Source organism: Bacteroidota bacterium, assembly GCA_039714315.1.
Lineage (GTDB): Bacteria > Bacteroidota > Bacteroidia > Flavobacteriales > JADGDT01 > JADGDT01.
The window spans coordinates 1-11,773 of record JBDLJM010000100.1 but is presented as its reverse complement, the minus strand read 5'-3'; the positions used below and the strand labels follow the sequence as shown (position 1 = coordinate 11,773).

General features: G+C 34.3%; 14 protein-coding genes. 8 read left to right on the top strand and 6 right to left on the bottom strand.

What is annotated here, in order from left to right:
- Positions 1–15 precede the first annotated feature (15 nt).
- The 3 genes from ABFR62_10125 to ssb form a co-directional block, all read right to left on the bottom strand.
- Positions 16–246, bottom strand: coding sequence for a ferredoxin (locus ABFR62_10125; protein ID MEN8138776.1), 231 nt, complete (start codon positions 244–246; stop codon positions 16–18).
- Positions 247–326: 80 nt separating this feature from the next.
- Entirely contained in the window at positions 327–1,598 is a 1,272-nt protein-coding gene (locus tag ABFR62_10120) for a peptidase U32 family protein (protein MEN8138775.1), read from the bottom strand.
- 261 nt (positions 1,599–1,859) lie between these two features.
- Positions 1,860–2,204: a single-stranded DNA-binding protein gene (ssb, locus tag ABFR62_10115; protein ID MEN8138774.1), complete on the bottom strand. Its 345-nt coding sequence runs from the start codon at positions 2,202–2,204 to the stop codon at positions 1,860–1,862.
- A gap of 186 nt (positions 2,205–2,390) precedes the next feature.
- Here ssb and ABFR62_10110 point away from each other — a divergent pair, with 186 nt between their 5' ends.
- The 4 genes from ABFR62_10110 (at position 2,391) to ABFR62_10095 (ending at position 5,209) form a co-directional block, all read left to right on the top strand.
- Positions 2,391–3,359 (top strand): NAD(P)-dependent alcohol dehydrogenase, encoded by a 969-nt coding sequence (locus ABFR62_10110; GenBank protein MEN8138773.1) that lies wholly within the window; start codon positions 2,391–2,393, stop codon positions 3,357–3,359.
- Between the two features lie 143 nt (positions 3,360–3,502).
- Complete coding sequence (locus tag ABFR62_10105) at positions 3,503–3,850, top strand: hypothetical protein (GenBank protein ID MEN8138772.1); 348 nt, start codon at positions 3,503–3,505, stop codon at positions 3,848–3,850.
- Positions 3,851–4,071: 221 nt separating this feature from the next.
- Positions 4,072–4,581, top strand: a complete 510-nt coding sequence (locus ABFR62_10100) for an SPOR domain-containing protein (protein MEN8138771.1) — start codon at positions 4,072–4,074, stop codon at positions 4,579–4,581.
- A gap of 163 nt (positions 4,582–4,744) precedes the next feature.
- Entirely contained in the window at positions 4,745–5,209 is a 465-nt protein-coding gene (locus ABFR62_10095) for an Lrp/AsnC ligand binding domain-containing protein (protein MEN8138770.1), read from the top strand.
- A gap of 72 nt (positions 5,210–5,281) precedes the next feature.
- On the opposite strand, the gene ABFR62_10090 is transcribed toward ABFR62_10095, so the two are convergent.
- The 3 genes from ABFR62_10090 to ABFR62_10080 all read right to left on the bottom strand — a co-directional run bounded on the left by ABFR62_10090 (position 5,282) and on the right by ABFR62_10080 (position 8,241).
- The gene (locus tag ABFR62_10090) at positions 5,282–6,532 is read right to left on the bottom strand and encodes a M56 family metallopeptidase (protein ID MEN8138769.1); all 1,251 of its coding nucleotides are present in this window, start codon (positions 6,530–6,532) and stop codon (positions 5,282–5,284) included.
- Positions 6,525–6,896 (bottom strand): BlaI/MecI/CopY family transcriptional regulator, encoded by a 372-nt coding sequence (locus tag ABFR62_10085; protein ID MEN8138768.1) that lies wholly within the window; start codon positions 6,894–6,896, stop codon positions 6,525–6,527. The genes ABFR62_10090 and ABFR62_10085 overlap by 8 nt, the downstream gene beginning before the upstream one ends.
- A 166-nt stretch (positions 6,897–7,062) precedes the next feature.
- Positions 7,063–8,241, bottom strand: coding sequence for a hypothetical protein (locus ABFR62_10080; protein ID MEN8138767.1), 1,179 nt, complete (start codon positions 8,239–8,241; stop codon positions 7,063–7,065).
- Between the two features lie 203 nt (positions 8,242–8,444).
- On the opposite strand from ABFR62_10080, the gene pgi reads away from it, so the two are divergent.
- The 4 genes from pgi to ABFR62_10060 form a co-directional block, all read left to right on the top strand.
- Positions 8,445–10,094, top strand: a complete 1,650-nt coding sequence (gene pgi, locus ABFR62_10075) for a glucose-6-phosphate isomerase (protein ID MEN8138766.1) — start codon at positions 8,445–8,447, stop codon at positions 10,092–10,094.
- 140 nt (positions 10,095–10,234) lie between these two features.
- Positions 10,235–10,687 (top strand): hypothetical protein, encoded by a 453-nt coding sequence (locus ABFR62_10070; GenBank protein ID MEN8138765.1) that lies wholly within the window; start codon positions 10,235–10,237, stop codon positions 10,685–10,687.
- 1 nt (position 10,688) lies between these two features.
- Positions 10,689–11,141 carry a hypothetical protein gene (locus tag ABFR62_10065; GenBank protein ID MEN8138764.1) on the top strand — a complete coding sequence of 151 codons (453 nt, stop codon included), beginning with the start codon at positions 10,689–10,691 and terminating at the stop codon, positions 11,139–11,141.
- 335 nt (positions 11,142–11,476) lie between these two features.
- Positions 11,477–11,773: carboxypeptidase-like regulatory domain-containing protein (locus ABFR62_10060; protein ID MEN8138763.1), on the top strand; the 297-nt coding region annotated here is incomplete at its 3' end.

Here is an 11,773-nt window from a genome sequence, read left to right as displayed (position 1 = left end):
TTTTTTATTGAAATATTAAATTTTCTTAACCGTAATTATCTTCGCCGGGCAGTTATCCCGAGCCAGTACGTTCTCCTCAAAAATCGCATCATCATAGGTTTTTAAGGTATAGAATCCTTTTTTCTCGGTAGAGTGCAACAATACAGCCTTTCCGTCTTTTCCCGACATGGCCCACTGATTAGGTGCATTCTCAACACAGTAGTTGCAACCTATACATTTATTTCGTTGTAATGTTATTATTACCATATTTATTCCGCTTTAATAGGATTTTGGAAGTTATACATCTCCCTTTCTGCATCAGAGAGGTAGATGTATACAGATAAGAATTATTTTTCTATTAACTTCTTATCCGCAAACTCTGTTTTGTCAACCCTGTAAAGTCTGTCTGAAGGTCTTATTTTAAACGGAAGCGGTATAGTTACCTGATCTCCTTTTTTTGCTTCATCCGCCTTTGCATCGTTTACCATCATCGAGGTAAGTTCAAATTCCTTAGCTCCGGTTGTGGGACCTGTAACCAACATATGGTCCCCTATTTTCATGCTGTGGGCTTCCATCAAAAACTCTCCAATTTCAGGTTTCGGATAGTAATGACGTCCTTTGGCAATATAAGTTTTCTTTTGTGTTGCCTGACTTCCCGAAGTATCACTCCATTCTCCGAGCTTTTTGCCGTAGAGATAACCTCCCCAAAAATCACGGTTATAAACAGTTCTCAACGACTCCATCCATTCATCTACTTTCTCATCGCTGTAAGTTCCTTCGTAATAAGCATCAATAGCTTCACGATAATTTCTGATCACTGTTGCAACATATTCCGGAGCTCTTCCCCTGCCTTCAATCTTCAGGACTTTTGCTCCCGTTTCTATCAATTCATCGAGGAAATTAATCACTGCCAAATCTTTTGGCGACATGATGAATTCGTTCTCTATTTTAAGAATATTACCGGTTTCAAGATCTTTCACTTCATAAGCCCTGCGACATTCCTGCTTACATGCACCGCGGTTCGCAGATGAATTCTGTGCGTGAAGGCTCAAATAACACTTGCCGGAAACAGCCATACAAAGTGCTCCGTGTCCGAAAATTTCAACCTCAACCAAATTACCGGAAGGCCCCCTTACATTATCGCGAACTATCCCATCTACAATTGCTTTTACCTGACGAAGACTCATCTCTCGGGCCATAACCATAGTGTCAGCAAAATTCGAATAAAACTTAACCGTTTCCAGGTTTGTTATATTTAGCTGAGTAGAAATATGAACCTCCATTCCTATGGAATGAGCATAAGATATCACTGACTGATCCATAGCAATTACAGCGGTAATTCCTGCTTCTTTAGCTCTGCTAACAAGCATTTTTACCACCTTAAGATCGTGATCAAAAACAATTGTATTTAAGGTAAGATAAGAACGAACACCCTTTGCCCCGCATCGTTCTACAATTTCTTCCAAATCATCCATTGTGAAATTTACAGTAGCACGTGCTCGCATGTTGAGCTGTTCTACTCCGAAATAAATCGAATCAGCACCATTATCTATAGCAGCCTGAAGAGAATCAAAATTCCCCGCCGGGGCCATTAATTCTATCTTATTATCCTTTGTCATTTTCCTGAAAACTAATATTATAAGCCCTAAAAAGGCGTGCAAAGGTAAACAATTATCTTTAAATCAACTTATAAGCCTATAAGTGAAAATTTATAGACTTATAAGTGTATTCTATAGATTTTTTTATTGGCCTGAGTTCTATAAAAAAATTACAGATTTATCGGCAATTATCAAGTATATACAAACCCCTTAATCTCCTCTCGAGAGGGGAATTAAGGGGTCTGTAATAATTAGACATATATCAACCCAAGCTGTTAAAAATTACTGGTTTTGAGGAGCAGCTCCCAAAAGCATAATATCGTGAGCTAATACATCGGTAACATAATGCTTGTTGCCGTCTTTGCCATCATAAGACCTGTGTCGCAACTTACCCTCCACAGCAATCTGCTTGCCTTTCTGTAGGTAATTTTCAGCCAATGTTGCCAGACCGCCCCAGGCTACTATATTGTGCCACTCTGTATTCTCAACTCTCTTCCCGTTTTTATCTTTATAAGATTCATTGGTCGCAATTGAGAAGTTTGCTACTTTGTTGTCATCAAAATTTTTGATCTCCGGGTTATTTCCTAAATGCCCGATTAACTGTACTTTATTCTGTATAGAATTCATAATAAAAAATTTAAAGTTATACTTCGATTATTTGATGGTACAAAGGTGCATCTGCCTCCAAACCTTATTCGGTTTTTATCTAATTAGATTCGTTTATATGTAATTGTAATTATTTGTAAATGAATACTTTATTACGTAACTTTAATAAAATAACCTATCCATTACGTTTATTAAAAATTAAAATCAATGAAAATGAAAGCTGTTATCCGCACAAAATTCGGGCTACCAAAAATTAAGATTAAAAAAGTAGAAAAACCAACCCCCAAGGATAAAGAAGTCCTGATAAAAGTATACGCAGCAACTGTTAACAGAACTGATTGTGCCATACTTTTTAAGGAACCTTTTTTAGTACGATATATATCAGACTTGTTCAAACCAAAATATCCTCTAACAGGAACAGACTTTGCAGGTAAAGTTGAAGCTGTTGGTAAGGGTGTAAAATCCTTTAAAGTCGGGGATAGAGTTTGGGGCTTTGATGATGAAGGTTTGGGATCGCATGCACAATACATAACGGTGTCCGAAAATAAGGCATTGACAACGATTCCCGACAGTATAACGTACCAACAGGCAGCAGCAAGCGCAGAAGGAGTACATTATGCATATAATTTCGTAAATAAAATTGATCTAAAAAGCGGACAAAATGTTCTTGTAAACGGAGCCACCGGTGCAATAGGATCAGCAGCGGTTCAAATACTAAAATCATTTGATGTGAATGTTACTGCTGTATGCGACGGCAAAAATACCTTTTCAATAAAATCAATGGGAGCTGACAGGGTGATTGATTACACTAAAGAGGAATTTACAAATGATAAGATTAAATACGATTATGTTTTTGACGCTGTAGGCAAAAGTTCATTTGAAAAATGTAAACCACTTCTAACACAGGGAGGGGCGTATATTTCATCCGAACTTGGATATATGGGCCAAAATCTTTTCTTAGCTCTTTTTACCCCGTTATTTAGTGATAAAAAAGTAATATTCCCATATCCCACGGATATAAAGAAAAGCATTGGTTTTGTAAAAAAACTAATTAAAAACAGAAAATTCAGACCTCTTATAGATAAAAGATATCCTTTTGAAGAAATATATGAAGCATACAACTATGTGGCATCAGGGAAAAAAATTGGAAATGTTGTAATCACTATGGGGGATTAAACTAATTTATTAAAAGATGAAACCCTCATGATTGATTTTAAAACACACATGGGAATGATTAAAACAAGCCGACCGGTAGGCGGCGCAAATAATTCGCGAAATCGAAGATTCGATGAAATCAATTAGCGGCAATTTTTAAACAGATGAAAAAAAAATGCCTGGAATGCGGCGATGAATTTATTGGACGATCCGACAAAAAGTTTTGTTCGGATGCCTGCAGAAATTCATATAACAATAAACTAAACAGCGATGAAAACAATTTAGTACGAAACACAAACAACATTCTTCGCAAGAACCGCCGTATTTTAAAAGAACTGACTCCAAAAGGAACTACCACAGTTGATAAATCAACCTTACTTTCTAAAGGTTTTGACTTAAAATATCATACCGAATTTGTAAAAACCAAAGCCGGAAAGGTGTATTTATTTTGTTATGAATACGGGTATTTACAATTGGACGATAAACGATTTGCCCTTGTAAAAAAGGATTGATAGATAATAACTATTATTCATCGTAAATACCTTCATTAAGAGATAATTATTACCGTTATCAACTGTGATAACAATGGAAATAAAATACTATCTTGCTACCAAATTCATTTTAACCCCTAAAGTGAAATACTCAAAAGCGAAAAGCACCATTTAACTGTATACAGGTATTAAGTGGGTTATGTTTGGGTATCATATTATTACATATTAAAAACTAATAAAAAATGAAAAAAACATTATTTGTCTTTTTACTATCTATAACGATGGTAAGTTGCGGAGTTTCGAAAAAGGAGCATGAAGAAAGTGTTACCAGATATGAAGAAGAACTTGAAGCAGCACAGGTAAAAAATCAGGAACTAGAGGAGGAAATTCAGGTTCAGTCCAAGGAAATCAAAACTATGAAGAAAAAAGTAGTAACGATGAAAGAGGAGCATACAAATGAGCTCGAACAACTTTCTACTACTATACCTTCAGGAGTTTATTACCGCATTCAAATTGGGGCAATAAAAAATCCTGCTTCCGATGCAGAATTAGGCCAATTCCTTATTAAAGAAGGTGAATACTACAAATGGAGAATTGGATACTTCAAAACACTTGAGGAAGTAGAATTAGCTAAAAAAGACTTAAAAAAATTAGGTGCAAAACGTTTTTGGGTAGTTCCGATGAAAGACGGAGAAATTATTACCTACCAACAGGCTAAATTAGAGTCTGAAATTTCAGAAAACGGATTCTAAGAATAATAAAACCTACCTATAAAAAAAATATCCTGTTACCTGAATACTAAAAAGAAATATTAGTGGTTCTATGATAATAGTTCATTTACATTATTAAATAAATACGCAATATTTTCTTTTAATTTGAAATTAAAATACTAATTTTGAGCCAAATTAGAGTATTATGAGAAAGGATAGTTTACAAATGGATGGAATCGATAAAGTAATTGTTAGGGAACTAATGTCTGATGCGCGTACTCCTATATTGGAAATTGCCAGAAAAGTTGGGGTATCAGGAGCAGCAATTCACCAACGCTTGCGAAAACTTGAAAAAACAGGATTACTTTCCGGGCATCATTTACATATCGACCCAAAAGTATTAGGATATAAAACAACTGCTTTTGTTGGTTTATTCTTAGATAAAGCCGATGATAACGAAAGAATAATAGACGAATTAAATAAAATTCCTGAAATACTGGAATGTCATTACACTACAGGTAATTATTCATTGTTCGTGAAATTAACATGTTTCGACAATGACCACCTGATGAATGTTTTGAACAAAGAAATTCAAACAATAAAAGGTGTTTCCAGATCAGAAACCTTTATTTCACTTTCGCAAAATATCGGACGTCAGATAGAGGTTTAAAGATCTTATATTAAAATATAAAAGGCTGTTACAAAAATTTGTAACAGCCTTTTTTCTCTTCAGTTTTTAAGTTTATTGCAGTTTAAAAGTAATAGGAAGCATAAAGCTAACAGGAACCTTTTTACCTTCGTTTTGTGCAGGCTCTAAATCAGGAATTAATTTCACAATTCTTACAGCTTCTGCATCCAGTTCTTCAGTAACCCCACGTAAAACTTTTACATCTTTCACTTTACCGTCTGTTCCAATAATAAACTGTGCTATAACCCTACCCTGTTCACCGTTATTCTTAGCTTCTTCAGGATATTGGAAGTTATCCTTAACATGTTTCATAATGAACTTTTGGAATGCAAGATATTTATCTTCTTTCGAAAAAGACTGATCTATACCTTTTATCTGAGGCTGAACATCAACTGCCTGAAAATTATATACATCTTCATCTGTTAATTGGGTTTTATTTACATCATCCGATTGATACACCTCTGATACATTCTCTTCGCGTGAACATGAGTATTGCAACGTCATTACAGCAAGTAATGGAAGTACCAATAAATACTTAAAACTTTTAATTTTTGGAGTTTTCATCTTTTTCAACATTTTGATTCTACTTTTAATTTGACTTACCTTCCAGAAATTATGAACAAGTGAAAGTTCATTTACCTGAAATAATTCATTAACCAAAAGTTGTGCATAAGAAGAAACAGACTCTTTGCTTGCCCTGGCATCAGCCTGATATTCGTGTACAAGCTGTAATTCGTGCTTATACCATCGTATAACAGGTGAAAACCATAAAATAACCTGAGTAATTTCCAGAATAATAATATCTATACTGTGCTTTTGTTTTATGTGAACTAATTCGTGTGAAAGAGTTTCTTCGCTTAACTTATCATTGTGTGCAAACACATAATTGAACCATGAAAAAACTTCATTCTCCGATTTTAGATTCACCATAATATAGTTGTTTTCCTTCTTTCTCGAATTTAAACTGATTATCCTGTAAAGCTTAAATATCCTAACTGCAAACAGCAGTGCAAACACAACAAATCCAACATATAAAACTACATCTAAATTCCAGTTTATTGATGTTGTATCAATAATCTCCTTTGGTGAAATACTTCCGGAAACAAGAACTATTTCGGGTAGCATAATTGGATTTTGCTGAACGATTCCCGGCATACTGATAAACGGAAGCAGGAATGATATTAAAACTGACAGTAATAAGAAAAACCTGTTTACCCCGAAAAAGGTATAACGCTTAAAACCTGCGTGATACACTGCCAATAAAATAAACTGATAAAGTGTTACCTCTAATAAATAACTAATCATTGTTTTCTTTTTTATCTTCTATCATCTTTAATATCTCATCGAGTTCCTTTGTATTTACATCATTTTTATTCATAAAAAACGATACCATACTTTTAAAACTTCCATCAAAGTACCCGGTCACCAGTTTGTTTAAACTATTCTGACTGTATTCTTCTTTTTCAATCAATGGGAAATAAATATATCCTTTGCCTTTTTTTCTATGACCTACAACTTCTTTTGTCTCCAGTATTCTTATTATGGTAGAAACGGTGTTGTAAGCAGGTTTAGGCTCCGGCATGTGCTCGATTAATTCTTTAACCGCTGCTTCTTTTACTTCCCAAAGAATTTGCATAACTTCTTCTTCGGCTTTTGTTAGAGATCTCATATTATTGTTTAATATAAAAAGTTGGTTTTGCATTTTTTGTAGCTTTATTTTTCCAGTGGCCTTCTATCAAAATAGCGCAACAATTGTGCCTAACCTAAGTTAACTTGAATACAAATATAACTAAAAAATTAGTTTAAACTAATTTTTTAGTTGAAAAACTATTATTCTATAATTTACCTTCCAAATGAAGTTTCTTTTTTAGTTGTTGAATTTTAATGTAAGAATCGGCATAATACTTAGTGGCTTTCGATTTATCTTTTCTCATTACGGTTTCATACCGCGAAATAGCAAGTTTTTTGTCATTAAGATATGTATAGGTAATATTGGCGATGTAATAGTCGTACTTTATATTTGGTGAAAGAAGATTGAGCTTTTCCCATGTATTTATCGCCTTTTGATAGTTCTTCTCGCTAATATAACTGTAGGCAATCTTTTCTAAATAAATCGGTACATAGGATGAAATTCCCAGTTCAATAGCCCGAGACAAGTGTTTAATTGATTTCTTCTCCTCTCCCAGTTCGTGGTAACTAATACCGAGATAATAATGGATAACCTCAGTTTCATTCATAGGATCAGCAACTTTTGAGAACCACCTAATTACATCTATATATTTTTCGCTATTGTATTTTGCCTGCTCGAATGATAATTTACCTTTTAAAATAATGTATTTCTTTGCTGTGTCTCCAAGGCTTAACAAGTTATCGAGGTAGAGTGTTGCTTTTGGATAGTCTTTTTGCATATATTTTGCCTTCGACATTATGTAAAGTAGTTCTACGTTATTTGGTTCCAGAGCCAAACCTTTAGACGCCCAATGTGCCGAACTACCTGAATGCTCTTTTTGCAAAAATAATTTAGCAATATTTATGGTAGTTGTAATATCAGTACTATCCAATTCGTGGTTTTTAATATAGATTTTTATTGCCTTGTATGTCTTTTTGTTTTTATGATATAATAAAGCGAGATTAGAATTCAGATAAAAGTTTGAAGAATCAATTCTATATAGCTTTTCATATAGGTTTTGTGCTTCGATGTATTGTTTTTGTTTTGTTAGTGATAAGGCAAGATTTATTCCATTAGCTATCGATAAACTATCTTCTCCATATATTTCTGAATAGATATTGCCAGCTTCTTTATTCTTTCCGACTTTTTCTAGCAGTATTGCTTTTCTGTTTGCTATATCCGGCGGTATGTTCTTACTGTAAACCTTGTTAATGAAGTTTATCGCTTTTAGATATTGATAGTTACTTTCATAATACGATAAGGAGTCGGTTCCGACTTCAATTGTTTGTGCAGAAGAAAATCCAACTATCAGAAGAAGTAGAAGTAAGATATATATTGTTTTCATATTTGGATATAGTGTTTGTTTCAACCCGATTGAGAGTTGATTTATTATCAATGTCAAATATAACTAAAATATTAGTTGTAACTAATATTTTAGTTGAAAATATTATTAGGTTTTCTTTGTATTTTTATACTTATTATAAACACAAAGTGTACTAGATACATTTATTAAAATCTTCGTATATTTGAGCAGAAAAAAATAAAGTTATGGCATTACAAAATATAAACCCTACATCTACCGATGCATGGGGGAAACTGGAAAATCATATATACGAGGCAAAAGACCTTAAAATAAAAGATTTATTCGAGGCTGATAAAGCTCGTTTCAATAAATTTTCGGCTAAGTTCAACGATATTTTAGTCGATTATTCTAAAAATATCTTAACAGAGGAAACATTAAAAATCTTACTGGAGCTTGCTGATGAAACAGCTTTGAAAGATGCTATTGAAAAGCAATTTTCGGGAGATAAAATAAATGTAACAGAAGGAAGAGCTGTTCTTCACACTGCATTACGTAACCGTTCAAATACTCCGGTGATGGTCGACGGTAAAGATGTAATGCCTGATGTAAACAGAGTGTTGGCTCAAATGAGGGAATTTACAAACACAGTGGTTTCAGGCGACTGGAAAGGATATTCAGGCGAGAGTATTACCGATGTTGTTAACATAGGAATCGGTGGGTCTGATCTTGGACCATTGATGGTTTCGGAAGCGCTAAAGAGTTATAAAACTCGTTTAAATATGCACTTCATTTCTAATGTTGATGGTACTCACGTTGTAGAAACATTAAAAGGCTTAAATCCTGAAACAACTTTGTTCATTATTGCTTCAAAAACATTTACTACCCAGGAAACAATGACTAATGCACTTAGTGCAAGATCTTGGTTCTTAGAGTCGGCTAAAAACGAAGCAGAAGTAGCAAAGCATTTCGTAGCTCTTTCTACGAACAAAGAAAAAGTTACTGACTTTGGTATTGAAGAAGCAAACATGTTCGAATTTTGGGACTGGGTAGGAGGTCGTTACTCACTTTGGAGTGCTATCGGTCTTTCTATTTCTCTTTCTATCGGTTTCGATAACTTTGAGAAACTTTTAAGCGGTGCTCACGATATGGATAAGCATTTCCGCGAAGCTTCTTTTGGTGAGAATATTCCTGTTATTTTGGCATTAATCGGAATTTGGTATAATAACTTCTTCGGTGCAGAAAGTGAAGTAATTTTACCTTACGATCAATATATGCACCGTTTTGCGGCTTATTTCCAACAGGGAAATATGGAAAGTAACGGGAAAACAACCGATAGAAACGGGAAACCTGTTGATTACCAAACAGGACCAATTATCTGGGGAGAGCCCGGCACAAATGGTCAGCACGCTTTTTATCAGTTAATTCACCAGGGTTCAAAAATGATTCCTGCCGATTTTATGGCACCTGCTCAATCGCAAAACCCAATTGGTGATCATCATCCAAAATTATTATCAAACTTCTTTGCTCAAACCGAGGCGCTTGCTTTTGGTAAGGATGAAGAAACAGTTGTTGCTGAGCTTAAAGCTGCCGGAAAATCGGAAGAAGAAATTGCAGAGCTAAAAAACTTCAAAATATTTGAAGGTAACCGCCCTACAAATTCAATATTATTCAAAAAGCTTACTCCTGAAGTTTTAGGAAGTTTATTGGCAATGTACGAGCATAAAATATACACTCAAAGTGTTATTTGGAATGTATTTGCATACGACCAGTGGGGAGTAGAGCTAGGTAAGCAACTTGCAAATATGATTTTGCCAGAGCTAAATAGCAACGATAAGGTTTCATCACACGACGCATCAACAAACGGGTTGATTAATGCGTATAAGGAGATGCGTTAACTAAAAATAACAACGTCATCTTGAGCGGAGCTATAGCGAAGTCGAAAGATCTCATGAGCTTTCTGTTACCATCATAAGATATCTCCACTACGCTTTCGCTTCGGTCGATATGACGTTTATTTTTCATTACCTTCGCTTCCATGCATCCGACAAAACAAGAAATACTAAGCGCCTGCATTAAAATTCAACAGGAAAAAGTTGATAAACAAACCGCAATGGTTGATACTCTCAATGACTCAGCTATAAATTCTGATAAATGTGTTGTTGGCGATAAGCATCATACTTTTAGAGCTCAAACTCAAAATGAGCAGGAGATGTATGCAAAACAGCTAAATTCTGCAATAAACGAGCTAAATACTTTAAGGCAAATATCTCCGGAAAAAATGTATAAAAAAGCCGAGTTGGGCGCATTATTAGACACATCGAACGGGGTTTATTTTTTAGCTACAAGTTTAGGAGTAATAAAAACAGGTGAAAACAACATTATGGTACTATCACCGATTTCGCCAATCGGAAATTTGTTATTGAATAAAACCAAAGGAGAAAGTATTAATTTTAGGGGAAAAGAAATTGAAATTATAAGTGTTAGTTAAAATGATCGATCAGGAAAAGTTTATAAAAGAAAGGATGATTAACGAAGTGAAAGCTTTGATCGAAAAGGGATTTCCGAGAGTTGCGGTCGGTCTTATTGCTCAATACATCGAAACACTTGGTGCATTCCTGGACAAAAAACCTTTTAAAACTCCCCGACAATCATCTGTAAGATTCGATTTGGCACTTGAAAAGCTCTTTCCTCCTCGCTATTATTCTCTAAACAAAAAGGGATTTCTCTACAAACAGTTGAGATCTAATTTTACTCATCTTGGTATAGAGTCACAGTTTTTAACATTCGATTTTGACAATAAAAATCCCGGTTCTCACCTAAAATTCAAAAACGGAAAAACTACCTTTGTTATTGATAATCTATCAGAAGATTATGTAAAAGCCTGCAATATCATCATAGAAATGTTAAAAAGTAATGAGATAAAGGCAAAAAAACTGGCTTAAAAATGACGAAACCCAACAAAACACTGACAAGTAGTTGTTTATAATGACGAAACCCCCTTGCTAGACAAAATAATGTACTCTTTTTCCTACAAGTAATAGATATATACACATCCAGTTATTAACAATTTTTCATATAGATTTGAAATAAACTACCAAATCATCAATAACAGCAAGGTTTTTAAAGCACATTGATTACAGGTTATTAAAAAATCGTTGTCAATAATTAATTAAAAAAAAAATATGCCGTTCGGCATATATTCACAAATTTGCGTTTGTAGGTTGACCTAAAGAGGCTTTACCACATTATACATAAAATTATAACTTAATTTATTTTTATGAGACGCACATTTACTAAGATGTATGCTGCGATTGCACTAATGTTAATTTCTACACTAGGGTTTTCGCAAGGAATTGTTAAAGGTATCGCCTGGGATGGTGATATGAAGGAAGCGATGGTGGGAGCCAACGTAATACAAAAAGGAACAATGAACGGAGTTACATCAAACTTCGACGGTTCTTTTGAATTGTCTGTTCCGGCAGGAAGTTCTGTTATAGAATTTTCTTTTATGGGATACAAAACTATCGATGTTCCTGTTGAAGTTACAGACGGACAAACTACCGATTTAGGTAGA

Excerpts from the sequence above, each read along its gene's own strand:
- ABFR62_10125 (MEN8138776.1), bottom strand. The coding sequence starts at position 246 with ATGGTAATAATAACATTACAACGAAATAAATGTATAGGTTGCAACTAC.
- ABFR62_10120 (MEN8138775.1), bottom strand. The coding sequence starts at position 1,598 with ATGACAAAGGATAATAAGATAGAATTAATGGCCCCGGCGGGGAATTTT.
- ssb (MEN8138774.1), bottom strand. The coding sequence starts at position 2,204 with ATGAATTCTATACAGAATAAAGTACAGTTAATCGGGCATTTAGGAAAT.
- ABFR62_10110 (MEN8138773.1), top strand. The coding sequence starts at position 2,391 with ATGAAAATGAAAGCTGTTATCCGCACAAAATTCGGGCTACCAAAAATT.
- ABFR62_10105 (MEN8138772.1), top strand. The coding sequence starts at position 3,503 with ATGAAAAAAAAATGCCTGGAATGCGGCGATGAATTTATTGGACGATCC.
- ABFR62_10100 (MEN8138771.1), top strand. The coding sequence starts at position 4,072 with ATGAAAAAAACATTATTTGTCTTTTTACTATCTATAACGATGGTAAGT.
- ABFR62_10095 (MEN8138770.1), top strand. The coding sequence starts at position 4,745 with ATGAGAAAGGATAGTTTACAAATGGATGGAATCGATAAAGTAATTGTT.
- ABFR62_10090 (MEN8138769.1), bottom strand. The coding sequence starts at position 6,532 with ATGATTAGTTATTTATTAGAGGTAACACTTTATCAGTTTATTTTATTG.
- ABFR62_10085 (MEN8138768.1), bottom strand. The coding sequence starts at position 6,896 with ATGAGATCTCTAACAAAAGCCGAAGAAGAAGTTATGCAAATTCTTTGG.
- ABFR62_10080 (MEN8138767.1), bottom strand. The coding sequence starts at position 8,241 with ATGAAAACAATATATATCTTACTTCTACTTCTTCTGATAGTTGGATTT.
- pgi (MEN8138766.1), top strand. The coding sequence starts at position 8,445 with ATGGCATTACAAAATATAAACCCTACATCTACCGATGCATGGGGGAAA.
- ABFR62_10070 (MEN8138765.1), top strand. The coding sequence starts at position 10,235 with ATGCATCCGACAAAACAAGAAATACTAAGCGCCTGCATTAAAATTCAA.
- ABFR62_10065 (MEN8138764.1), top strand. The coding sequence starts at position 10,689 with ATGATCGATCAGGAAAAGTTTATAAAAGAAAGGATGATTAACGAAGTG.